The following is a 22273-nucleotide window of genomic DNA, read 5'->3' as shown; positions in this document are numbered from 1 at the left end:
CCTGAACTGTAATAATTGGGGAAACAAATATATGATAGACCACTTTTCGTGACTCAGCGAGCGAAACTCCCTCTTTTCGACATCCCGATGACGTTCCCTTGGGGAAAAGGAAAGGAGGCGCAAAATGACCAGGAAACAGGCCATCTCAACGGTACTCGGCTACTTAGACAAACAGTCCGACCTGTCCCAAGAACTCTGCAAAGCCATACTTATCTTGAAGGAAATGCAAAATGGGATACCGGGGAAGATTTGGACGGATGAGGCTATTCGAGAGGCTGTTGAGCGGTTTATGAAGGAGCACGGCCGCCCGCCCAAGGTCAAAGAGCTGGATACGGTGGAGTATCTTCCACGCCATACAGTTGTGGCCCGACAATATGGGGTGACGGCTGGAAAATGGCTGGAGGATAACTATCCTAGGGCCAAAGGCAGTTTTTCGGGTCGCTATAAAGGGCTGATGCCGGTGGACTTGAAGGAGATGTTTATAGCAGAGTATAAGCGTATTCAGCCAATAAACGAGGAAGATTTCGACCGGCGGAGGCAGAAAGGCGTTCCTTGTTGGCATTACACGGCAAAGGTGCTAGGGGTCAGCAAGTGGAATGAGTTGAGGGTACTTTGTGGCCTGATGCCCAAGATGGGGCGTAGTGGCGAACGGGTTTTTCTGGTGGATGGACATGTATTGGAGATCGAGCAGCACCAGAAGTAAAAAGAATTTTCACTATCAAGTGCAGGAAAGCAGCGGCCGGGAGCATCGGGCCGCTGCTTTATTATGCGTACACTGTTTGTGATTTTTCCAAATTATATCATCCATATCGGAACAATGAAGTTCTCAGAATCCACGGCGGAAAGTGTAGACCGCATACAGAGGATCGCGCCTTTCCCCCTCGGAATAGATGCCTTATCCAGCAGCCCAAAAACGCCGGTCAACTCGCTGCCAGGATTGACAGAGCGCTTGATCTCCAGCGGGTGGAGCAGCCCATCACTCTCGATGACCAGGTCGATCTCATTGCTGCTGCGGTCACGGTAATACCAGAGCAGACACTCTTTTCCGTTGTTATGGTAGGACTTCAGCAGCTCGGCCGCCACGAAATTCTCCAGGATTGCTCCGTTGATAGCGCCGTTTGCCAAAATCTCCGGGGAGGAGTACCGGGTCAGATAGGCCACCAAACCCGTGTCAAAGAAGTACAGCTTTGGTGTTTTCACAGTACGTTTCAAAAGATTGTTGGAGTAGGGCCGCAGCAAAAAGATAATGTCGGACTTCTCCAATACTTGCAGCCAGCGTTTCGCCGTGTCATCGGAAACGCCCACATCCCCCGCGATGTCGTGGAGGTTCAGCATCTGCCCCGCACGGCAGGCTGTGGCGCGGACGAAATCCCGGAACAGCAGCGGGTCGGAGAGTTGGACCTGCTCCTTTACGTCCCGATCGATATAGGTTTGCAGATAGCTGGAGTAGAACACATCCCGGTCTGTGAACTTCCCACTGATAAGGCCGGGCATGGAGCCATTCCAGATCCGCTCATAGATTTCTTTGATGCCGGCTGGCTGGTGCGTGGTTTCCCGTACTTTTAGAGTGGTGAGCTCCAGCGTAAATGGCGGGCAGTCTCCGCTCCCGAAAATCTCATGCTGCGAAAGGCTTGTCATGTGCAGGACAGCCGTGCGGCCCGCAAGAGACTCCTGGGCCAGCTCCATAACAGAGAACGCCTGAGAGCCGGTGAGCCAATAGCTGCCCGGCGCGGCCCCTTTGTCTATCTCAATTTTGATATAGGTGAATAATTCCGGCGCGTACTGCACTTCGTCGATCATGAGCGGCGCGGGGTGCATTTGCAGAAACATAGCAGGGTCTCGCTTCGCAAGGCCACGCTCCTCCAAATCGTCCAACGTCACATACTTCCGACTGTCTGTCATAAGCGTGCGCAAAACAGTTGTCTTTCCCACCTGCCGGGGGCCGGTGAGCAGAATGCAGGCATACTCTTTTGAGAGTGCCATTAATTTGTTTTCGAGACCCCTTTGAATATATGCCATGTATCGTCACCTCTTGGCTGATTTACGATATAATCTTATATTAGCCTAAAATGAACAATTTGTCAAGTCTGACATGGGATGATACAAGGTTATTGTCTGCCATTTGTTCGTTAATTCAACGGAAAGGAAACCTCAACATGAAATGCCTGCAAAAGTATAACTGGGTCAAGCTACCCAGAAACGCTGTACCCAGCGGCAAGGGCCTCATGGGAGCCTGGATGCGCCTTGCCAGCCGCGCGGCGTTCCGTAAAGGTGTAGCCTCCTACTGTGGCTATGAGAACGCCGTAGAGCCGGGTATGTGGGCCGGGGGCGTGGTGGGCCTCAAGCGTATATTGGGCATTAGGAGTCGCGCCAAGGCACTGGAAACGCTGGACAACCTGACTCAACTGGGATACCTAACATATGAGTTGGACAAAGAGACCAAGAAGCTGACCTATCAAATCACCGATTGGGTGGTAAAGTGTTCCGGCAAGGAGTGCATGAACGGCGCAGTCTACACAACAGAAGGCTACGGCTTCCTCTGCCTACCCCGGAACATCACAGAACGACTTGTACAGCAAAATTGCACATTTGAAGAAACAGACACCTGGCTGGATTTATGGTGTCACACAGTATGGGAGGACTCAGACAATGGGTTCTCCTTTTTAGCGCCCACAATCCAGTACGGCAAGTACGGCGCTAATATCACGTTGGAAACCCTGGGACAGCGCTGGGGCTGGGAAAAGACCAAGGTATGGAGATTTCTAAAGAAGCATGGGGATGCCTTTTCTCTGTACCGTCTGCCCGGTAATTATGGCTGCCTCATTTTTAATAAACTGTACCCTTGCGGTACAGAGGTTTCATTACCCACTCAGTATGAAGTTGTGCGTATTTTTCAGCAAATACGTTTTCTTGGCGCAAATACGCACAAGGGGAACGTAGGTCAAGGGTGTTTTAGAGAGGGGACGGAGAGAGGGTATTAAGGAGGGCATTAAAGAGGGTATTAAGGAAAACCGCATTCAGTCCATAAAGGACCTTATGGAAACACTTTCGCTCTCCTTCGATCAGACAGTGGAAGCGCTGAAAATACCCGTGAGTGAGCGGGATGAGCATGCGCGGCTGCTGGGAAAATAAATTTCAAAATAGCAGTTGTAAAATCGCCCCCATTCTTGTGTAATGAAGAATGGAGGCGATTATTATGTTAAATGAGTTTTTAAGCTATCTGCAGGCGCGGGGGAAATCTCATGGCACCATCACGGCCTATTACCAGGATGTGTCTCTCTACCTCAAATGGTGCCATGAGACCTTTGGTGAACAACCTGCACTGCTTTACCGTGCAAACGTGTTGGAGTATATCTCTTACATGCGGAACATCAGGGGCTACACACCCAAAACGGTGAACCATCACTTATCCTCCCTGCGCAGCTACAATGAATGGCTCATAGAGATTGGCCGACAGACCGAGGCCGTTGTGCTCAAAAACGACTTCATGAAAATCCAGCTGCAGTACGCCAGCCCCAGCACCATCTCGAAGAAAGATGTGGAGACTTTTCGCCAGCGTTTGTTGGAGAGCGGCAGCAAGAGGGACTACGCCATTGTGACCCTCTTTGCCTACTCTGGAATCCGGCGCAGTGAGTGCGCTGCTCTCAAAGTGGAGCATGTTGACCTGAGGGCCAGGGAGATCCGCGTCATCGGCAAGGGCGACAAACAACGGCTGGTCTACATCAATGACAAAATCGTATATGCTTTGCGCGAGTACCTAAAGGAACGCAACTCCGACAGCCCCTTTTTCTTCGTCAGCAGGCAAAGCGAAAAGCTGACGGCATCCAGAATCAACCAGATTTTCAATCGGTACTCGGATGTGATTACCCCAAAATCTTTGCGCCATTTCTTTTGCAGCCTTGCTCTGGAGAGCGGCTACTCCATCCATGAGGTGGCGAACCAGGCCGGGCACAGTAATGTGCAGACTACACTGATTTACGCCAACCCAACCGCCCAGGCCATGAAAGACAAGGCCAATAAGCTGTGAGGAGGCGCGTATGAAAAAACTGATTTATATTGTGGTATTCCTTATTCTCCTGGCGGTGGCAGGCGTGTCAGTAGGGCATATCTATATGCCAATCCACGAGGATAATGTGAGCGCTCATGCCTATGAGGACTTGCGGCGGTTTGTAGAAGCTCCTGTACCGGAATTGATTTCAGGGCCTGATGCCAGCAGGACAGACACAGCCAGTTCGCCGGATGCTCCCTCATCTCCTCCCGCTGCATCCACAGATTCAACTCCCTCCCAGGTACAAGTGGATTTTGAATCCCTTCGTGCGGTTAACCCAGAAGTTGTGGGCTGGCTCACCATAGACGGCACCGACATAGACTACCCTATCGCACAGCACAGCGACAACGACTATTATCTCCACCACCTGTTCAACGGCGAGTGGAACAGTTCCGGGTGCATTTTCCTTGACAGCCGTGACAGCTCGGACTTTTCCGACAAGAATAGCATCCTTTATGGACACCATATGGATAATGGGAGTATGTTCCAGAACCTTATGTACTACAAAGACCAGTCCTTTTACAATGAGCACCCCACTGCTCAACTTATCACGCCGGATGGCAGCTGCGTCGTGGAGTTCTTCGCGGGGTATGTGTCCACCGTGGATGGGGACGCCTGGCGGCTGGACTTTACCTCGGATGAAGAATTTGGGGACTGGCTGAAAGCTGTAAAAGAAAAATCGTTGTTTGAAAGCATAATCGTTCCAACAGCAGCGGAGAGAATCGTTACCCTCTCCACTTGCAGCTATGAGTTTTATAATGCGCGGTTTGTGGTGCATGGAACAATCAGAGAATGAAATTTGCAACTAGAACCAGTTGCAAATTTCGCCTGTGCGTGCTAAAATAGTAATAGAAAGAAGGCTGACTCATGGGGCAAAAGGAAAAACTAATGGAACGCTTGAAGTCGAGGCCAAAGGATTTCACCTTCGCTGGGGCAGAAACACTCTTGCGATATTTGTCATACAGCAAATCAAACAAAGGAAAACCAGTGGTTCCAGAGTAGTATTTATTTCAAAGGAACACCCGCCTGTTTTTATGCACCGGCCCCATGTACGCAAAGAGTTGTTGGAGTACCAAGTCAAACAGCTAATTGAAATTCTGGAACAGGAGGGCTTGCTATGAGCAACACAATAGAGTACAAAGGGTATATAGGCAGCGTGGAGTTTTCGGAGGAGGACGGAGTTTTCTTCGGGAAAGTCATGGGCATCCGCGCTATGGTTTCCTATGAGGGTGAAAACGCCCACGACCTGGTGGAGGATTTCCACAGCGCGGTAGACAGCTATCTGGAAACGTGCGCTGCCGAGGGTATCGAGCCGGAGAAGGCGTATAAGGGCAGCTTTAATGTCCGCATTTCTCCAGAGCTGCACAAGCAGGCGGCTATTACTGCCGCAGCAAGGCAGATGTCCCTGAACAGCTTTGTTGAGAGCTCTATTGCTCAGGCTGTGCGGACAGGGAATTAGCTGGCATTTGTTCTTGAATTTTGGAGAGCAATCTGTTATACTATCCTTACAGTATCCAGTTTGAATTTTTAATCAAACACAGTTTCCGAGTTACGAGCGTCTGAAAGTTTCCAATACTTTACGGGAAAAGTGGCTATGCTCATTTTCCCTCGAAAAGTATACTTTCAGGCGCTTTTTACGTTTCGGCTGGGGAAACCGGCACAAATGAATACTAAGCCTACTGGCAAAAAAGCACGCAGAGTTTATCTTTGCGTGCTTTTTTCATGTCTATCGGGCCTATCAGCCCACAAAAAACATTTCCAGCGCCAAACTGGAAAAGGAGGAAAACAAATGGCAAAAATACTTCAACCCGGTCATAACAGCACAGATTTGCGGGAGCCCTTCTTCTGGGAGCCGAAAGACTGGTCCCAGGAGGAGTGGAGGGTTCTTTGCAAAATATTCGGTTTGCTGCCTGGGGTGACAGAACGGATGGTCCTTCATGCCAACGAACTTGAGTATTTCATATGTTCGCCGGATAAAACAGTTGACTACGAAAGGACTTACATCGTCACAGAATGCTGCCCCCACTGCGAAAGCGAGATCGAAATGCGGTGGGACACGGATACACGAGGCTTCAAAGCCTTCTGCCCGGTCTGCGGTGAGCGGCTTATGCTCTGTGACGAGTGCCTGCATACCGGAAACTGTAACTACAATTCGGAAACAGGCTCATGTCGCTACGACCCCCAGACCATCCCCCAAAATCATATTGATTCTGTCAATTATTGCTCTGAGCAGGGTGGATCGTCCGAAATGAAAACCATAAAAGAGCGCGATGCTGTGCTTGAAAGGCTGTGGTCTGAATTTGGGGATATCCCCATGAATCCAGTAACGGAGCGCATGGATGAGGCGTTTATGAGCTTCCCTACCGGTACCCTCCGGGAGGACATCTGGCGCTGGTTTGATGAGCGGCATAGTAAGGGGGTGGCGTACCTCCTGTACAAGTAAACGGAGCCATATTTAGATAGCCTCATTGGGAGATTGGAAGCACCATCAGTGTCTCTAAAATGACGCAGCTAAAACGCTCCTTGACAAAAATATCTTTGAAAAGAGGACATCAAATGAGTTCATCACAAAACCCGTTGATATTGACGTATATCGGAGAAGACTTCTGGTCCCGTCCAGTATATAGGGACCAATTTCAGCACCTATGGAAAGATGTGAGCTGTGGTGAATCCGGGTCCCCTTCGCTCCACTCATCTGTGAATGATGAATTTGAGGGAGAGCCGGATATGCCCATAGATCAGGAGTTTACCCTAGTTGGCGCTCCCGAAGATGACGAAAAGAGCTTTCAGTACATGATGCTGGACAGACTAAGATGTGACTGCGACTTTTACCTGGGATATGGAAATAGGAACACAAGAAACTTGTGGTGGGGTTCTCCTCAAGCACACATTGAAAATATGAAGAAACGCTGGCTGGAATTTGCTGATAATGAGAAGCCTCAATGGCTGACCTGGGGGCAGATTCTGGAATACGAGAGACAGATGTGTTCAGAGCAATGAATTGTAAAAATATCTCATACCCCTGAACGGGTACAAAAGGCATACAGGGCATAGCCATGTGTGCCTTTTTATCATATTCCGGGGTTATACCCCCGAAGGAGGACTTAACAATGAAAAAACCGTTCGCACGCAACAAGGTCAAGCCGGAACCGATTGCGGTAAAATCGGTCATCGCCAGTCTTATGGATCAAGCCAGAGACAAGACCGACTTCGTTGACCGCAAAGACCCCGAGGACATCTTTTCCCTCGACATACGGATGCTGCATGAGGCATCACGCCTGCTTCAGAGGATGCAGGAAAAGCCCGTTATCGTAAGTGCTGCAAAGGACAGGGAGTACATCGACTACATCTGCCCCCACTGCCGGGACACCATCACCCAGCGCCGCAAAGGCAAGAAGGAGGGGATGTATCGGCAGAAGTACCATGATTCCTGTGGCCAGCGGCTGTGCTGGAATAAGCTAGTTATAAAAGGAAACCTGAAAATCAAGAACCAGGAGGCGTCAAAATGAGTCCAGAAGTTGAATGCGTTGAAACGGAGAGCAATATCATCCCCATCCAAGACTACCAGCCCGAAAGTGAGCCAGCAGGCTCAAAAGAAACCCTCCGGTCCATGGCCGTGGAAAAAATCGCAGAGGAGTTGAAAAACTTTTATGGCGGCCAGAAAGAAAAGTGCGTTTCCTCCCATGTCGCAGCGCAGGTCACCCATTTCTGCGAGGAGTCGCCGGAGTTTGCCGAGGTGGTTTACAAGACCAAGCGAACACTCTCCGACTGCTGTGCCGAGGTGATGAAAGGCGTTGGCAACCACATCTCCGACTTCGACGTGTACAGGGGCATAGTGCGAGCCTATTATCCCAATGCAGACGTGCGCTTTCTCATGAACATTGAGATAAACGGCGCTGCTCCTAGCGAGGAGGAGATGTCAAAACTTCCTGAAAAGCCTGCGCCAAAGGCAAAACCGGCTCCAAACCCCCAGACAAAGCCCCAGGTAACGGTTGTGCCGCCCAAAAAGAAAGAGGCCACACAGCCGGAAATTATCCAGCTTTCGCTGTTCTGAGGGGGTGACACTGTGCTTATCAAAAAAGAGTTGCAGAATCTTCCCCTTTCCCCCGCTCCTGCTCCGACAAAAAGGATTCCTCTTACAGCAGGGGCCGCAGTCCATCAGCTACCCAAGTGTGGGGACATCCTTGCAGTCGATGTGTATGAGAATCGGCGGCTAATTTTCCGCTTTTTCTCCGATGGTAATAACTTCATCACCTGGAGGGCGCGGTCAAATATCCAAGATTGGACGAAAAGAGACCCTTTTATCGCAGAGAACATCCGTTGCCAACCGGTCAGGGTAAAACCCACTTCCATGGAGAGCATTTCTCATGTTTTGGGAATCACCCCCCTCTCGTGGGACGTTCAGGAGCAGGTCGAGGAGTGCGTGGCCAAGTTTATCTCACGCTGGCGCAGGAAGAAAAAGGAAAAGGCTCTGGAGGCAAAATACCAGCTCATGGAGCGGCATCTGGATATGTTCCCAGCCTACCCTTCCAATTTGGACGAGTTTTGCGAGAATCATGTGTTCCACAAGTCAATCGTTTATCTGTCCAAGCTGGAAAAAGGCAGACGCTGGGGACGGTGCATGCACTGTGGAGGACGGTTCCGCCTCGACCGCTCTGTGAAACCAGGCAGCGAGGGCATTTGCCCTAAGTGCGGCGTACCCGTCAGATTCCGGGGTGAATGGGCCGAGAAGCCCTTTGTCAGCAAAGCAAAAATCTGTATTCCCTATCTGGTGGACGGGCAAGTGCTCCTGCGGTATACAAATGTACAGCGGGCAATCTCTCCCCTCCAAATGAGACCGGAGTATGACTACACCGACTTTTTTCTCAACATCACTGTGGAAAAGAATGGCAGGCAGAAAACTTACGCCTACTGGTGGAGACAATATCCGTACTACTGCAGCGGCTGGAACAGGCTTCGGAACGGCTCGGAGTGTTTCTCTGCCACCTATGTTTACACGGAAAACCTGCCGGAAATCTTTGGTGAACGATACTGTCATGTTGACTTGCGGGCCGGATTGCAGGGCCTTTGCAGGCCAATCTGGTTCTATGACCTTTTGCAGAATCTGAGAAATATCCCACAGGCAGAGTACCTGTTCAAGCTAGGGCTCCCTGTCCTGGCGGCGAACTTATCATCGCAGAAACCGGGTATTATAGGCTTTTCTGAGCTGACCGGCGTCAGCAAGCAGTACCTCCCCATTTTAAGGGAAACCCAGGCAATGGAAAGTGAGATAAAGCTGCTTGCGGCATCCAAGAAATGGGTGCCTTTCGAGGCGTTCCGGCAGCTATGCGTACTCAATTTGGATTATTACAGCTTGAATACCATGCAAAGTATTATGGAGTATAACAGTTTGGGACGGGTACTGCGGTATTTGCAGAGCCAAAAGAAACGCAAGAAGACCTTTGCGAATTTACTTGGGATATATCGGGATTACCTGGACATGGCCAAGAGGCTAGGATACAACATGAAGAAAAAGGCCATTCTGGAGCCCCGCGACCTGAAAGTCCAGCATGACCTGATGGCGGCCCAGCTTGCGGAGCAAAAGCGAGAAAAGGAAAACTCCCTGCTGCCCCTTGCCATCCAGGACGGACTGTACTGGTGGGCACAGGAGTACGCAAACGAAAAATACCAGGTTGTGTACCCTCAGACCCGGGATGACTTCATCAACGAGGGCATAAGCCTGAACCATTGCGTGGGCAGCGTCGGCTATTATGACCGTCACGTTCTCGGCAGGCAGATGGTGTTTTTTATCCGCCAGACCCCTCAGCCGGATAAGCCGTTATATACCACGGAAATCGACATGGACGAGGGCAGAATCCGGCAGCTCTACGGTTTCAGCGATACCTCTGTGCCCAAGGATGTCAGAGCATTTACTGAGGGATTTGTCAGGGCTGCTATGCGGTGGAGGAGTGCGCAAAGGATAGCGGGGTAAATCTTTTAATGAGATTTGTGCAAACTATTGAAATCTTCGTGCAAATGGAATATACTATGTGTATAAGTCGAGAGGAGATGGTCATATGGCGGGCACAACAACAAATATCAGCATCCGCATGGACGCTGATTTGAAGGCGCAGGCAGACGCTCTGTTTGCGGAGCTTGGCATGAATCTTTCTACCGCGTTTAATATCTTTGTCCGGCAGTCGCTGCGGGAGGGAAGAATACCCTTTGATATTTCACTGAATCAGCCCACCCAGGAAACCGTTGCGGCCATGCTGGAGGCGGAAAGGATAGCAAAGGACCCATCCGTAAAGGGATATAATGATTTGGATGAATTGTTTGCGGATCTGCGTTCATGAGAAAAACAAAGTATCTTGTCAAGGTCACGACCCAGTTTAGGAAAGACTATAGAATGGCCCAAAAACGCAATCTGAATATCAGATTGTTGGAGGAAGTGGTTGCCATTCTGTCTATGGGCAAAGATTTACCTGAGAAAAACAGGGATCATAGCCTGTCCGGAAACTGGGCTGGCTACCGGGGATGCCATATCTTGCCGGACTGGCTCCTGGTATTACCCCCGAACAAGAATATAGGAAATCTGATTATGTTGAAAGAAAGCGGAGACCTTATCAGGAGAATGTTGTAATGTTCGCATGAAGGAAGTAGTTTTATGGCGGATATCGTATATGGTCCGAGGTAAGTCGCCAGAATGGACCGAAAGTTTCAGCGCGTGATTGAGATATTCGTCCGGATTGCTCTCGGGAGCATAGGGCGGCAGAAAGAACAGCTCGATTTTATCCCGATGCTTGTCCAGCCAGGCTGCGGCTTTCTTCCCGTGGTGCACCTTTAAGTTGTCCAAAATCAGGAAAACCTTTTGGTTGGAGGTCCGAATCAACCGGTCCATAAATTGGATCAGGCGCTGCTGGTTCATGGAATCCTCGTACATCATAAAGCGAACGTCCCCCTGCCTGCTCAGGGCGGAAAGCATATTCAGCCTCTCTCTTTTCGTTTCCACCGACAGAACAGGAGGCTGTCCTTTGGGTGCAAACCCGCGCTCACAGTTCGAGCAGTTGTCGATTCCAGTCTCGTCTCCCCAGTAAATCACGGCATTTTCTGCCTTGGCCCGCTGGTCGATGGCCGGATATTCTTCCTCCCGCCACCTTTAGATACGGGAAGGATTCTGTTTCCGGGCACGCTTGACCGGACGCTGGCACGTCAAGCCCCAGCGCCGCATATAATCCGACACACTGCCGTCCGAGATCTTTTTCCGATACCTTTTCCAGACGTATGCACACACTTTCTTCAGCGTCCACAGACTCCCAGGAATGCCGAATTCCTCTGGGCGGCGGGTAACAATCGTTTCCCGTATTTCCGCCTGCTCCTCCGGTGTCAGAAGCAGATGCGTCCCCTTCTGGAATCCGTGTTTCTTCGGTTCCAGCGCTTTGTCTCCCTCTCGCTTATATGCCGTCCATATTTCGCTGGCGCGACTCTGCCGTACTCCGGTTAATTCCTCTATTTCTTTCCCGGTTTTCCCCATCTTTTTGAGGCGTACGACCTGCCGGCGTATCTGCTTGAGTTCTCCACTTTTCAGTTTTCGTAAATCTATGTATTCCATACTCTCTATTTTACCACTTTCTACTGCTTTTTTCTAGGTCGTTTTTCAGGAATAATATATCGTATTGAAAATGATGTTCTTGTGTTGACATTATCACGAACAGGAACGCACAGCGTCTTGTTTGGGAAATAGCGTATTTTCAACCGCTACAGGAGGCCCCTATGTCCAATTACGAAAAAGCCGTCAGGTTATGGCAGAAAAAGAACATCCAGACCGATGCGGAGTTATCCGAAACTCTGAACGGCCATAGTATCGCCTTTGCGTACCACTCCGGAAAAATCGAGAACGAGCGTGTCACCTACCACGACACCCGGGAGATTTTTGAGCATGACGGCGTAACCGGCTATACCGGCGACCTACGGACTCTCTTTGAAATCCGCAACGCGAAAGAGGCGTATGAGCTGTTCCTTTGCGCATTCAGGGATAGGCGGCCGCTGGACGAATCACTTATCCTGGAATTTCAGTTTCAGCTAACCAACAACACCTATGATACCCGGCGCTGGCAGTTGGGTGAACGGCCTGGGGAGTACAAAAAGCACGACTATGTTACGGGCAAAAACGAGATTGGAGCCACGCCAGAGGATGTCCCCGAGGAGATGGCAGAGCTTCTGGACGAGCTGCAGGAGGTTAAATCAGAGAAGATTCTGACTGCAGCCGCCTATTTCCATGCCAAATTTGAGAACATCCACCCCTTTGCCGACGGGAACGGTCGGACCGGGCGGCTGGCGATGAACTATCTGCTGGTACTCCACGAGCATCCTCCTATCACGGTCCATGAGGAGGATCGCAAAGGCTATTTTGAGGCTTTGGAGGCGTGGGATGAGAGGCAGGAGCTTGAGCCGCTGGCATGTTTTCTTCGCTGGCAGACAGAAAAAACCTGGGAGAAACAGATTTCCCGAGCCAAAAAGCTGCTATAACTTGGATATCTGGGTTATCATTTATCAAACATAAGCAATCCGATTTACAAAAGCGTCTGATGAGTATAATACTTCATGTTGTGAAGTATTCACTTCCAGGCGCTTTTAGTATTTCAACAAACCAAAGGAGAAGATTATATATGAAAATACTCAATGAGCGCTGTCCACTGCAATACGAATGCGGGCGCAAGAAATGTATCTACAAATTCAGGGAACTGGACTGCCGTTATTATTGTGGCAATGCCTGTCCGGGAACGGAGATTCCGGACCAGGAGGCTAGGAGATATAAAAAAACATATGAAACGAAGGAATGACTACCACCAGATTATTGCCGAAACATTGCAAGATATTGCGGCATCTAACAGGACCGAGCGTGTTAAGCACCTACAATCCGCTGCATTGGCTGAACTGGAAATGACCCTGAACCGATATACAGGGCTTGGATATGGCCCCGCTTTATTGCTTGCAATCGCGATTAAGAAAAGCCAATGGATTCTTGAGGCAGCCACTAAAAAGGAAATCCAGGCTATCCTGAATCCCCAAGCCCCCATATATGACGGAAATAAGTTCTACCCGGACAAGTATATGCATCCCGAGGAGGAAGCAATCTGTTGGTGTGAGACTTCCTTACGAGCGCCGCTCAATGAAGCTGGATATAATAGGTACATGGAAGTGTTCCAGCAGGTTTTTCATAAATCCTTGGAATAACAACTGAGTAAGAGACAGACAAAACGATAGTATTTTCCAGATTACCCTTGCCTTTTTTCGCAAAAGCTGGTATACTAAGCATACAGTATCCAGTATTGCCAACGAGCAAGTATGCCCGGGCAAACACAGTAATCCGAGTTATCAAAGTGCCTGATGAGTATATTATTTCACGCGGTGAAGTAATACTTTCAGGCACTTTTTGCGTTTCAGCCGGGGAACACCGGCACAAAAGTTAATATGTGCTCCCATGAGTTGTACCATTCGGTCCAACTCGAGAGCAAAAAAAGCGTACATGGTTTACCCGTGTGCGCTTTTTTTATTATAGATTGGAGCAAGTTTCAGCAGCTCCTGCCAACCTGAATCCGGGGAGCAATCCCCATCACATAATTTCATAGAAAAGGAGTGTCCACATGGACGATATTCTATCCAAGATTGAACTGATGCGTGGCCTTATCGCCACCATCAAAAAGGCCGATACGGCCTATTTCCGGGACGACCGCCCCATCATGTCTGACCGCGACTACGACGTTGCGGTTGACCTGTTGAAAAATCTGGAACAGAAAACCGGCGTCGTTCTTTCCGACTCCCCCACCCAGAAGGTACCGGGAGAAATTCTGGAAAGTCTGACCGAAGTACGCCACACCCGCCCCATGCTGTCTGCCGGCAAAACCAAATCTATAGATGACTTGTTACGGTTTGCCGAAGGCCGGGATGTGGTGCTGTCCTGGAAGATGGACGGCCTGACCCTGGTGCTGCGATACGGCGGCGGCCAGCTGCAGCAAGCGATCACCCGGGGCCGGGAAGGTATTATCGGCGAGGATGTGACACATACGGTGCGCACATTCCTGAACGTGCCTCTGACTGTCCCCACCAAGGAATCTTTCGAGGTTCGGGGCGAGGGGGTCATATCCTGGGAGAACTTCAAGATAATCAATGCTGGCCTGGAGGAACCTTATACCCACCCTAGAAATCTGGCAGCAGGCAGCGTCCGCAAGCTGGATTCGGCAGAGTCTAAAAAGAGGCTGTTGGAATTCAAGGCGTTCGACCTGGTGACAGAATTTCCGTTCGCCACCAAGACTGAGCAGCTTGATTTCCTGTCGGAGAAACAATCCCTTTGCAGGCAAAAACGTGGTGGCTACCGGTAAGCTGGTGAATTACACCCGCGACGGCATCCAGACCTGCCTTTTGGAGCTGGGCGCACACCCGGCCTCCTCGGTGACTAAAAATACCGATTTCCTGATCGTGGGCGAAAAGGCCGGCAGCAAGCTGGCGAAGGCCCAGGCTCTGGGCATTACCACCCTGACCGAGCAGGAATTTGAGGATATGGCCGGCTAAATATGGCCGGAAGAAAGTGGCGGGGCAGGTAGCTGAACCGCACCCCGTCAAGAAGACAGTGAAAAAATTAAAAGAAAGTTTACAGGTTGGCAGCGCTGTGGCAAACTGAGATTCGGGTAATCTGTTGTACAGAGAACCCGAATTTCAGTTTTTTGTCATGCCGCAATACAAAGCTCGTGCTTTTCCATCGGAGTTAAGATACCCAGATGGCGTTGTACACGGCGGGTATTGTAGTAACGGATGTAGCCTTCAATCATCCGCACCAGTTCCTGTTTGCCGGCAAAACGTCTGCCATAATAGCGCTCTCGTTTCAGGATTCCCCAGAAACCCTCCATAGGGCCGTTGTCAATGCAGTGTGCCACACGGGACATACTCTGCGTCATCCCGGCCTTTTGGAGTTTATGGTGAAATACCCTGCCAGTGTATTGGAACCCTCTATCACTGTGAAACAGCGGAGGGGCATCAGGGTTGGCTTTGACAGCCTTGTCAAAGGTTTTGTAAACAAGTGTGTTATCATTACGCTCGCTGAGCACGCAGGACACGATGCGACGGTCGCAAAGGTCCAGAATAGCGCTAAGATAGAGCTTGTGCACCGTAGTGCCCTCATACCACTTGAACTCGGTCACATCGGTAAGCCACTTTTCATTAGGCTTGTCCGCATAAAATTGGCGGTTCAAGAGATTCTCCGCGATGTATTGAGGATTCCTGGCCCGTCTGGTACAGCCGTGGTTTGCATACTTGATGGTGGATTTAATGCCTATTTCCTGGATGTGGGGGAGCTCTCGGAACTGATTTGTTTCGCAGAGTACAACCCGGAAAAAGACACACCCATGCAGGTCTGCGTGGGCGCGTACCAGTCCCATCTCGAGGCCACAACCTATTATAAACCTTACCATGGAGGTATTGACAATGAATTTGTGTGAAAAAAGCTGCTACTTTCTGTCCTGGCCGGAGGTTGCGAACATCATCGCGGCTGAAACCGAAAAGTATCTCGGTCATCCTGTACAGTGCCGTGTCCAATATGATGACGACACTTATTGGTGCATGGACCAGCCTGCCCTGCCTCTCCACGAGGCATGTCAAATCATGTACCTCAGCGGTTTTCCTGCCGAAAACTGGCAGGACACCCTTCCGGATGAAGGCGGAACCGTTACAAATGGATTTGGTATGGAGCTGAGCGAGCACCTGTTCCGCAAAAACCTGGACTTCGCGTGGAAACGGAAATTCATCACGTCGGAGGGCCTTTGGCTGGTAGGAGTCTCCCCGAACCACAAGGGGAAAGTAGGGCCTGTGACGATTGGTGGTGCGGAAGTCAATTTTGACGAATTGAAGTCTGAGGACGAGCTTCTTAACTTCCTTATCGAAAACGACTGTACCCACACTGACCTAATGGAGTTCTGCGAGGACTATAAAAAGCGTTACGGAAATGACCTGTGCTGGCTCTATCCCATAGGGGACAGCTCCCGCCTGGGCGAGTGTCTGGTGCTGGTTAGGGAAGGCGTACTCAGTTTGCCCTATACCTTTTACTTGGATAACGCCAACTTGGTATTTGAGCTGAGTGCCGCAAGCCTGCTCCACTCGGAGCAGCTTGTGCAGCTCTCCAAAGACTGGGTGCTTTTTTCCGCTGACCTTCAGCATGCCATGTCAGATATGGAAGCGTATTTGCGAAATAGCGGAAAATTAGGAGGGCAAAAATGAACGCAAGAATGAAGTACATTCTCAACGAGTTTGAGAAAAATCAGCTTGGGCCGGACGAGCCCTTCAAGTTTCATTGCACCATGTGCGGCAAGTGCTGCATCAAAAGAGAGGACATCCTCCTTAATCCCAGATATATGTACAACCTGGCAAAGGAGCTGGGTATGACCCCGCACGAGGTGATGAACACTTACTGCGAGACCTACATTGGCGGCGATTCCCGCCTGCCGGTAGTGCGACTGAAGCCCCGAGGCGAAATCAGACGCTGCCCGCTGCTCAAGGACAGGAAATGCTCTGTCCACAATTCCAAGCCTACCGTCTGTGCACTATTTCCTATTGGCCGGGGCATTGCCGGAGAGAAGGGAAATATCCATTCGCTAACAGTCAAGGACATTCGGTACTTCTTTTCTGAACCAGGCTGTGGGGACGACTCCGAGACTCATACGGTTCGGGAATGGCTGGGTGAATTTGGCCTCTCGCCTGAGGACGAGTTTTTTATCAAGTGGCAGAAGTGCCTGTTCGAGCTGAGTATGTGCTTTTGCAGGTTGGAAAAGAAATTGGGTGCAGATATGGGGCCCATATGGAGCCTCACGGGGTCAATCCTCTACCTAATGTACGACATGGAGAAGCCCTTTGAACCACAGTTCAGCGCTCATCTGGGTGAACTTCACAAGCTGATATCAGAGCTGGCAGAGGAGGGCGGCAAATGAGCTTATTATTGCCAAGAGAAGAAGATGGTGATATAATATAATAAAATGAATTGTGTGAGGGTATAAGAACTGATGGACATGGCCATGTTAAGAAGTATAAACCAGCCAGAGAAAATTGCATTGACAGAGCATGCCAGACTCCGGCTCTATGAAAGAAAAATCCGGATTTCCGATATCATTCGTTGTATTGAAACCGGAGAAGTAATTGAGCAATACAACGATGACAAGCCATTTCCCAGCTGCCTTATATTAGGGGAAGATACAGAGGGGAAACTCTTTCATACTGTGGTGGGCAGTGATACGGAATCTTTATTTCTGATCACAGCATATTATCCAGATGCCGGCAGGTGGGAGAGCGGTTATAAGAATCGAAAGGAGACAGAAAAATGAGATGCCAAAAATGTGGAGCAGTTGTTCAAAAAAGCGTTACAACCAGTGTAACGGACTTGGGCGGATGCCTTGTCATCGTTCGGAATGTTCCTTGTTATAAATGTGAGGAATGCAGCGAAATAATTTATACCGGTGATGTGGTGCAACGCCTGGAGGAACTGATTGAAACCGCGCAGAAAGCCATGCAGGAGATTTCTGTCATAGATTATTCGAGAGTGGCGTAAAGCTCTAAAAATGAAATTGAATAACGAAAAAGCGTGTAAGGGATTTCTCCTTTATGCGCTTTTTGCTTGAAAGGAGCAAATTATTATGGACACTGACCGCAACGAACACCAGATCATCCGCAAAGACGCCCGAGCCTGTTTCGTGGAGAGCCTGAACGACTCTTTCCAGTTCGGCAAGGTGCATTTCGGCTTTGCTACCTACGATATGAAGCGCCCGGAAGGGCAGCGGCAGACAAATTCCGTCCACATCTACATGGCTGTGGATGAGTTCCTGGAGCTGTGCCGAAAGCTCTGCTTTGGCGAACTGCGGTACATGATGAATCAGCGTGTAAAAGAGGGAAACAAGGAGCCCCTCTATAAGTGCCTGGGCGGCACTTCGGCTGAAAAGCTGGCAAAAATCAACCGTTCCCGGCCCGACGGCATGAGCCTGTCCCGCACGGCTGAACTGGTCTGCGGGAAGAACGGTAATTTCCTGTTTGTTGCCAGCAGCGGCCCCGGCGAGACCAACAAGACCGGGCTTATCGTGCCGCGTTTTGGAAATAGCCCGGAGAACCATGTCTCAGTCAGTTTGACCTATGAGAATTTCAGCGGGCTGATGCTGACGACTAAGGCCCACTATGAGGCATGGCTGACGGCGTGGTATGCAAGGCAGACAGCGGCGAAAAGGGAGGAGACTCCCAAGCTGGAACGTATTCCGGCACAACCGAAAGAGAATGTCCCCGAGCCGGTATACTCGGTTGAACCGGGGTATGGCGCCGCGGCGATGTTTTGACCGTCAGGCAGAAAGCGGTACTTGATATGCCTTCAGAAATGTGGTACAATAAATTTAATAGAAAGCGGTGTTTTTATGACCGATAAACAGGAACGGCAGCACCAGGAGGATTTGCAGCGATTGCGGGGATTCCGGCTGCTGGACGATGATTTTATGACAAAGTGCTTCGAGGGCGAAACAGCCTGTATGGAGCTGGTGCTGCGTATCGTGCTGGAAAAGCCGGATTTGCAGGTTACGGACGTGCGCACTCAGGTGTTCGTGGAAAACCTGCTGAACCGCTCCGTTCGTTTGGACATTCTTGCGACGGACAGCGAGGGGCGAAAAATTAACGTGGAGATCCAGCGGGCGGATCATGGCGCGGGAAAGCGCCGGGCACGGTACAACAGCGCCATGATGGACGTGAACCTGCTGCCAAAGGGCGAGGATACCGACGATTTACCCGAGACCTATGTTGTGTTCATCACGGAAAACGATGTGCTGGGCGGCGGGCTGCCGCTCCATCGCATCAGCCGGTACGACCATGACATGGGGACGCCATTTGATGATGGCACACATATTATCTATGTGAATGGCGCCTATCGGGGCAGTTCTCCCATTGGCCTGCTCATGCACGATTTCGCCTGTACAGACCCGGCGGAGATGCACTATAACGCATTGGCTGACCGGGTACGGTTCTATAAAGAAAGCAAGGAGGGCGTTGCCATTATGTGTAAAGTGATGGAGGAAATGCGGGAGCAGTCCCTTCAAGAGGGCTTGGAAGAGGGCATGAAAGTGGGCCGCAAGGAAAGCGCTGTTGAGACCGCGAAACGTATGCTGGCTGACGGGCATCTCTCTTTGGAGAAGATAGCCGAGTTTACCGGTTTGAACCTTGACGAGGTAGAAAAACTTCAGACTGCGGAAAACGCATAGTTTGTGAACTGGGCCGGAAACCCTTTGGGTTTCCGGCCTTTTTTTAGTTAACATCAAGCGGGGAATAGGATTTTTTATTATTAAACAAAGAAACAAAGAATCTTTGCAAGGGAGGAAAACCCAATGGAAATGAAAAAAGTCAGTATATCGGCAAAACGGCAGATCACTATTCCACAGAGGTTTTTCCAGGCGCTGGGATTTGACTCTGAGGCGGAGTGCGTGTTGAGGGGAAACGAGCTGGTTATTCGGCCTGTCAAAACAAATTCCGGCGGCGAGTTTGCGGAACAGATTCTGGCCGATTTAGTTGCCCAGGGATATAGCGGGCAGGAACTGTTAGACAAATTCCGTGAAACACAGAGAAAAATCCGTCCGGCGGTAGAGGCCATTCTGACCGAGGCGGAGCAGGCGGCGGATGGTGCAATGGAGTATTCCTCCTATGACGAAATTTTCGATGAGGTGGGGCATGACGGCTGACGTGCGCTTTCTGCCTCCAGCGGCCAAGCTCAAAGATAAACGGCTAAAGGCTCTGTACCAGGCGGCCATAGACGAGATACGCCGGGATCACACGGTAGGACAGATGAAAACAGGAGACCTTGCTGGAGTATATGGATATTACATTTATTATAACAAGACGAATTACGAACTGGCCTATACCGTGGAATACCGGGATAACAAGATTAGTGTCGTCATTTTGGCCGGTACGCGAGAAAATTTTTACGACGAGCTCAAGCGATACATGAAAAACTGAGTGTTTTCCGCGAAAAAATTTTGCGTTTGCCTATATTTTGCCTATGTCAAGCCGATGACACGGAAATGAGAATCTGGTATACTATTAGCGTGGAAAGCTGGCCGATACCCTGGGCTGGCTTTTCAACTTTATTGTGGAAAGGCTGTTGAAAATGAAATATTGTCCTTATTGCGGTGCTGCCCTCCCGGACAGCGCCGTGTCTTTTTGCCCGGAATGTGGGAAGTCAATGCCGGAAAGCACATCAGGCACCACGATGCCGGATAAGCCCGCCAAGAAAAAGAAATCACGCAAAAACGCCAAAAAGAAGAAGGTCACTCCCCCAAGGCGTTCCAAGACCGAGCCGCCTGCAGAGGACGATTATGATGGCTACTACGACGACCGCCTCCCCATAGACGAGGACCACCGCCTGGATGGGCTGGACAAGAACATCATTAAGAAGGTTGTTGCCTTGGTGTTGTGCCTGCTAGTGATAATCGGGGCATGTGTGGCTATTTTATATGTTTTGTAAGTTGCAAACGATACTTCATTTCCGTGAAATAAGGTATAGTCTCAAAAAGGAGTGAAAACCATGATTTACATATCCAAAGGCATTTCAAAGAGCAGCCTGCGTAAGCCCCTCAAGGTGACCCGCTGTGGCAAGACCGTCCAGCTTTCCGGCCTCCAGGCCGAGCTGTGGAGAAAAGGAAGGTACGAGTTTGCGTCAGCCCAGACCAAAGCTGAGGAGCTTGCCCTAAAGAATCTTTCCCGAGCCGGACTTGCTGAAATCCAGCAGGAGAGTACCCATATCTTTCGCTACTATGCCTTGACCAGTTGCGTCCTCTGCCCCACCCAACGGTTGAATTTGGGCCTGAGCGCCGGGGAAAGGGAACTTCTCTGCTGGCTGAAGAAAGCTGGCCTGCGCGTGACTGTTGCCGAGCTAATCTATCTGCGGAGCCGGGAGATCCGGCCCACCCGAAAGCTGCTGAGAGCCAGGAACAGGCAGGCGCTGGTAGAGAGTATTTACAACCCGTTCAATATCTCGGACAATTTGTTGGAGCAGCAGATGGAGTCTGCGGAGTGTCGGGACAGGGTGGTGACTGACCTGATATCACTGCTGAAGAGAAAGAAGCTGGTGCTGCTATGAATCCGGGCTGGGGAAAATTCAAGGAGCTGCCAGCTCCTTTGCAAAAGCAGATTATTCAGCGCATGGGTTTTGGTCTGGCAATGTTGGCGCTCTTTGGGGTTATATGGGCGGCAACTGGCACGCTCGGCCTGGCAATTCCCGGTCTGGCGATGGCGGGCTGCCTCTTGGGGAGCGGAGGGCTGCTGTTCTATCGCTGTATGCAAAGGGAATACATCTGCCTGACCGGGGCCGTAAAAGAAGTCAGCACATCAGGCCTGCGAAAAAAGCCCAAGTTCCTGCTGATTGATACGGAACAAGGGCTCATCAAAATTTCAGCAGGCCGAAGGCCCTTTCCCACTGACAGTACGGTGGCGCTCTATCTTGCAGTCAATACGCAGGTCTATGAGGAAGACGGCATCTTCAAAGTATACGGCTGTCTGGCGTTGGCGCTCGCTGCCCCTCCCAAGAAAAGGATTGACTAAGCCTGGAAACTGTGATATATTATAAATACAGTTTCATGGTTTCCACAGGAAAACATAGTATCCGAGTTACAGAGTGTCGATTTGCGCGTGCTTTAGCACGAATGCGCGGGTCGGCACTTTTTTTGTTTCCTGAGAGCGCCAAAACTGAATTATAGGCGGTAACTCCGCCAGAAAGAAGGCAGAAAATGTTAGCAGTTCTCATCACAGGAGCGGTAATCTCCAAAGGGTTCCAGGATGAACCGGCCATCAAGGTGTCGGACAGCGGAAAGGCAGTCTGGTTCCGTGTAGGCAAAAAGGTGTACGACTCCCAGGCCGAGGACAACCGGCGCTGGATCAACATCAACGTCAAAGGTTTCAATTACATGGCGGAGCGCATCCAGAAGATGCAGCTCAAGGAAGGCGTCTACGTCAATATCCGTGGCCGTCTGGACGAGGATGTGTGGACGGACAAGGAGGGCAATACCCGAAAGAACTTGGTAGTTATTGCCGAAGATATTGAGTACGCGGGCGGTAAATCCAAGGATGACCCCGAGGACGCAGGGCCAGAATATCAGCCCCCAAAAACTCCTCTCCCCACGGAAGCTCCCGGTGAGTTCACCGGTTATGAGGCGTTCGGCGGCACATCCTTCTTTGACGACTAAG

Annotated in this window: 32 protein-coding genes and 3 pseudogenes; 31 read left to right on the top strand and 4 right to left on the bottom strand. The window is 50.4% G+C overall.

Annotation, left to right across the window (positions count from 1 at the left end; translation table 11 throughout):
* The first annotated feature begins 124 nt into the window (after positions 1–124).
* Positions 125–703, top strand: a complete 579-nt coding sequence (locus ADH66_RS16925; protein ID WP_066538421.1) for a hypothetical protein — start codon at positions 125–127, stop codon at positions 701–703.
* Positions 704–795: 92 nt separating this feature from the next.
* Here ADH66_RS16925 and ADH66_RS16920 read toward each other — a convergent pair whose 3' ends face one another.
* Entirely contained in the window at positions 796–1983 is a 1188-nt protein-coding gene (locus tag ADH66_RS16920) for an ATP-binding protein (protein WP_407922900.1), read from the bottom strand.
* Between the two features lie 173 nt (positions 1984–2156).
* On the opposite strand from ADH66_RS16920, the gene ADH66_RS16915 reads away from it, so the two are divergent.
* The 12 genes from ADH66_RS16915 to ADH66_RS16855 all read left to right on the top strand — a co-directional run bounded on the left by ADH66_RS16915 (position 2157) and on the right by ADH66_RS16855 (position 10670).
* Positions 2157–2981 carry a hypothetical protein gene (locus ADH66_RS16915; protein WP_201448084.1) on the top strand — a complete coding sequence of 275 codons (825 nt, stop codon included), beginning with the start codon at positions 2157–2159 and terminating at the stop codon, positions 2979–2981.
* A 215-nt stretch (positions 2982–3196) separates the two neighbouring features.
* Positions 3197–4027 (top strand): tyrosine-type recombinase/integrase, encoded by an 831-nt coding sequence (locus tag ADH66_RS16910; RefSeq protein WP_066538425.1) that lies wholly within the window; start codon positions 3197–3199, stop codon positions 4025–4027.
* Between the two features lie 10 nt (positions 4028–4037).
* Positions 4038–4844: a class B sortase gene (gene srtB / locus ADH66_RS16905; protein ID WP_066538427.1), complete on the top strand. Its 807-nt coding sequence runs from the start codon at positions 4038–4040 to the stop codon at positions 4842–4844.
* A gap of 34 nt (positions 4845–4878) precedes the next feature.
* Positions 4879–5169 (top strand): type II toxin-antitoxin system HicA family toxin, encoded by a 291-nt coding sequence (locus ADH66_RS20720; RefSeq protein ID WP_236757099.1) that lies wholly within the window; start codon positions 4879–4881, stop codon positions 5167–5169.
* Positions 5166–5507 carry a type II toxin-antitoxin system HicB family antitoxin gene (locus tag ADH66_RS16895; RefSeq protein WP_066538430.1) on the top strand — a complete coding sequence of 114 codons (342 nt, stop codon included), beginning with the start codon at positions 5166–5168 and terminating at the stop codon, positions 5505–5507. The genes ADH66_RS20720 and ADH66_RS16895 overlap by 4 nt, the downstream gene beginning before the upstream one ends.
* A 330-nt stretch (positions 5508–5837) precedes the next feature.
* Positions 5838–6491, top strand: coding sequence for a hypothetical protein (locus ADH66_RS21190; RefSeq protein WP_236757097.1), 654 nt, complete (start codon positions 5838–5840; stop codon positions 6489–6491).
* A 113-nt stretch (positions 6492–6604) separates the two neighbouring features.
* Positions 6605–7048, top strand: a complete 444-nt coding sequence (locus ADH66_RS16885) for an LPD11 domain-containing protein (RefSeq protein WP_066538433.1) — start codon at positions 6605–6607, stop codon at positions 7046–7048.
* A gap of 110 nt (positions 7049–7158) precedes the next feature.
* Positions 7159–7557: a hypothetical protein gene (locus ADH66_RS16880; protein ID WP_066538436.1), complete on the top strand. Its 399-nt coding sequence runs from the start codon at positions 7159–7161 to the stop codon at positions 7555–7557.
* The gene (locus ADH66_RS16875) at positions 7554–8102 is read left to right on the top strand and encodes a Cas9 inhibitor AcrIIA9 family protein (RefSeq protein ID WP_066538439.1); all 549 of its coding nucleotides are present in this window, start codon (positions 7554–7556) and stop codon (positions 8100–8102) included. The genes ADH66_RS16880 and ADH66_RS16875 overlap by 4 nt, the downstream gene beginning before the upstream one ends.
* A gap of 318 nt (positions 8103–8420) precedes the next feature.
* Positions 8421–10019 carry a PcfJ domain-containing protein gene (locus tag ADH66_RS16865; RefSeq protein ID WP_066538445.1) on the top strand — a complete coding sequence of 533 codons (1599 nt, stop codon included), beginning with the start codon at positions 8421–8423 and terminating at the stop codon, positions 10017–10019.
* An 85-nt stretch (positions 10020–10104) separates the two neighbouring features.
* Positions 10105–10383 carry a type II toxin-antitoxin system RelB/DinJ family antitoxin gene (locus ADH66_RS16860; protein WP_066538448.1) on the top strand — a complete coding sequence of 93 codons (279 nt, stop codon included), beginning with the start codon at positions 10105–10107 and terminating at the stop codon, positions 10381–10383.
* Complete coding sequence (locus ADH66_RS16855; protein ID WP_084384401.1) at positions 10380–10670, top strand: type II toxin-antitoxin system YafQ family toxin; 291 nt, start codon at positions 10380–10382, stop codon at positions 10668–10670. The genes ADH66_RS16860 and ADH66_RS16855 overlap by 4 nt, the downstream gene beginning before the upstream one ends.
* On the opposite strand, the pseudogene ADH66_RS16850 reads toward ADH66_RS16855, so the two are convergent.
* A pseudogene (locus ADH66_RS16850) lies at positions 10596–11165 on the bottom strand (IS630 family transposase); the annotation flags it as partial. The gene ADH66_RS16855 and the pseudogene ADH66_RS16850 sit on opposite strands and share 75 nt — an antisense overlap.
* 21 nt (positions 11166–11186) lie before the next feature.
* The gene (locus tag ADH66_RS16845; RefSeq protein ID WP_084384191.1) at positions 11187–11639 is read right to left on the bottom strand and encodes a winged helix-turn-helix domain-containing protein; all 453 of its coding nucleotides are present in this window, start codon (positions 11637–11639) and stop codon (positions 11187–11189) included.
* A gap of 51 nt (positions 11640–11690) precedes the next feature.
* Here ADH66_RS16845 and ADH66_RS19720 point away from each other — a divergent pair.
* From ADH66_RS19720 to ADH66_RS16825, 5 genes and pseudogenes are all read left to right on the top strand, one after another.
* A pseudogene (locus ADH66_RS19720) lies at positions 11691–11771 on the top strand (type II toxin-antitoxin system mRNA interferase toxin, RelE/StbE family); the annotation flags it as partial.
* A gap of 29 nt (positions 11772–11800) precedes the next feature.
* Entirely contained in the window at positions 11801–12556 is a 756-nt protein-coding gene (locus ADH66_RS16840) for a Fic family protein (RefSeq protein ID WP_066538450.1), read from the top strand.
* A gap of 153 nt (positions 12557–12709) precedes the next feature.
* The gene (locus tag ADH66_RS16835; protein WP_207653007.1) at positions 12710–13264 is read left to right on the top strand and encodes a hypothetical protein; all 555 of its coding nucleotides are present in this window, start codon (positions 12710–12712) and stop codon (positions 13262–13264) included.
* Positions 13265–13674: 410 nt separating this feature from the next.
* Positions 13675–14409, top strand: coding sequence for an NAD-dependent DNA ligase (locus ADH66_RS16830; RefSeq protein ID WP_066538456.1), 735 nt, complete (start codon positions 13675–13677; stop codon positions 14407–14409).
* A gap of 4 nt (positions 14410–14413) precedes the next feature.
* Positions 14414–14599 carry a BRCT domain-containing protein gene (locus tag ADH66_RS16825; protein WP_236757093.1) on the top strand — a complete coding sequence of 62 codons (186 nt, stop codon included), beginning with the start codon at positions 14414–14416 and terminating at the stop codon, positions 14597–14599.
* Between the two features lie 155 nt (positions 14600–14754).
* Here the strand turns inward: ADH66_RS16825 and ADH66_RS21185 are convergent, their stop codons facing one another.
* The gene (locus tag ADH66_RS21185) at positions 14755–15462 is read right to left on the bottom strand and encodes an IS3 family transposase (protein WP_236757091.1); all 708 of its coding nucleotides are present in this window, start codon (positions 15460–15462) and stop codon (positions 14755–14757) included.
* Between the two features lie 46 nt (positions 15463–15508).
* Here ADH66_RS21185 and ADH66_RS16815 point away from each other — a divergent pair, with 46 nt between their 5' ends.
* The 13 genes and pseudogenes from ADH66_RS16815 to ADH66_RS16760 all read left to right on the top strand — a co-directional run bounded on the left by ADH66_RS16815 (position 15509) and on the right by ADH66_RS16760 (position 22272).
* Complete coding sequence (locus tag ADH66_RS16815; RefSeq protein WP_066538468.1) at positions 15509–16297, top strand: hypothetical protein; 789 nt, start codon at positions 15509–15511, stop codon at positions 16295–16297.
* On the top strand, positions 16294–17004 hold the full coding sequence (locus tag ADH66_RS16810; protein ID WP_066538469.1) for a YkgJ family cysteine cluster protein: 711 nt from the start codon (positions 16294–16296) through the stop codon (positions 17002–17004). The genes ADH66_RS16815 and ADH66_RS16810 overlap by 4 nt, the downstream gene beginning before the upstream one ends.
* A 72-nt stretch (positions 17005–17076) precedes the next feature.
* Positions 17077–17394 (top strand): DUF4258 domain-containing protein, encoded by a 318-nt coding sequence (locus ADH66_RS16805; RefSeq protein ID WP_066538471.1) that lies wholly within the window; start codon positions 17077–17079, stop codon positions 17392–17394.
* Positions 17391–17618: a YgiT-type zinc finger protein gene (locus ADH66_RS16800; protein WP_066538473.1), complete on the top strand. Its 228-nt coding sequence runs from the start codon at positions 17391–17393 to the stop codon at positions 17616–17618. The genes ADH66_RS16805 and ADH66_RS16800 overlap by 4 nt, the downstream gene beginning before the upstream one ends.
* A gap of 85 nt (positions 17619–17703) precedes the next feature.
* Positions 17704–18390: a hypothetical protein gene (locus ADH66_RS16795; RefSeq protein ID WP_066538476.1), complete on the top strand. Its 687-nt coding sequence runs from the start codon at positions 17704–17706 to the stop codon at positions 18388–18390.
* 75 nt (positions 18391–18465) lie between these two features.
* Positions 18466–19299 carry a PD-(D/E)XK nuclease family transposase gene (locus tag ADH66_RS16790; RefSeq protein ID WP_066538479.1) on the top strand — a complete coding sequence of 278 codons (834 nt, stop codon included), beginning with the start codon at positions 18466–18468 and terminating at the stop codon, positions 19297–19299.
* A 123-nt stretch (positions 19300–19422) separates the two neighbouring features.
* Positions 19423–19773: an AbrB/MazE/SpoVT family DNA-binding domain-containing protein gene (locus tag ADH66_RS16785; protein ID WP_066538482.1), complete on the top strand. Its 351-nt coding sequence runs from the start codon at positions 19423–19425 to the stop codon at positions 19771–19773.
* Positions 19763–20047 carry a type II toxin-antitoxin system RelE/ParE family toxin gene (locus ADH66_RS16780; RefSeq protein ID WP_066538487.1) on the top strand — a complete coding sequence of 95 codons (285 nt, stop codon included), beginning with the start codon at positions 19763–19765 and terminating at the stop codon, positions 20045–20047. Before ADH66_RS16785 ends, ADH66_RS16780 begins: the two co-directional genes overlap by 11 nt.
* Positions 20048–20198: 151 nt before the next feature.
* Positions 20199–20264: pseudogene (locus ADH66_RS21885) on the top strand (zinc ribbon domain-containing protein); the annotation flags it as partial.
* A gap of 9 nt (positions 20265–20273) precedes the next feature.
* Entirely contained in the window at positions 20274–20555 is a 282-nt protein-coding gene (locus tag ADH66_RS16775) for a hypothetical protein (RefSeq protein ID WP_236757090.1), read from the top strand.
* 60 nt (positions 20556–20615) lie between these two features.
* On the top strand, positions 20616–21170 hold the full coding sequence (locus tag ADH66_RS16770) for a hypothetical protein (protein ID WP_066538493.1): 555 nt from the start codon (positions 20616–20618) through the stop codon (positions 21168–21170).
* On the top strand, positions 21167–21631 hold the full coding sequence (locus ADH66_RS16765; RefSeq protein WP_066538496.1) for a hypothetical protein: 465 nt from the start codon (positions 21167–21169) through the stop codon (positions 21629–21631). The genes ADH66_RS16770 and ADH66_RS16765 overlap by 4 nt, the downstream gene beginning before the upstream one ends.
* Before the next feature lie 185 nt (positions 21632–21816).
* A complete protein-coding gene (locus ADH66_RS16760; RefSeq protein ID WP_066538499.1) occupies positions 21817–22272 on the top strand; it encodes a single-stranded DNA-binding protein in 456 nt (151 codons plus the stop codon).
* Position 22273 lies beyond the last annotated feature (1 nt).

Origin of the sequence: Acutalibacter muris, assembly GCF_002201475.1 — a bacterium.
GTDB classification, from domain to species: domain Bacteria; phylum Bacillota; class Clostridia; order Oscillospirales; family Acutalibacteraceae; genus Acutalibacter; species Acutalibacter muris.
This window is presented reverse-complemented; position numbering and strand designations above follow the sequence as displayed.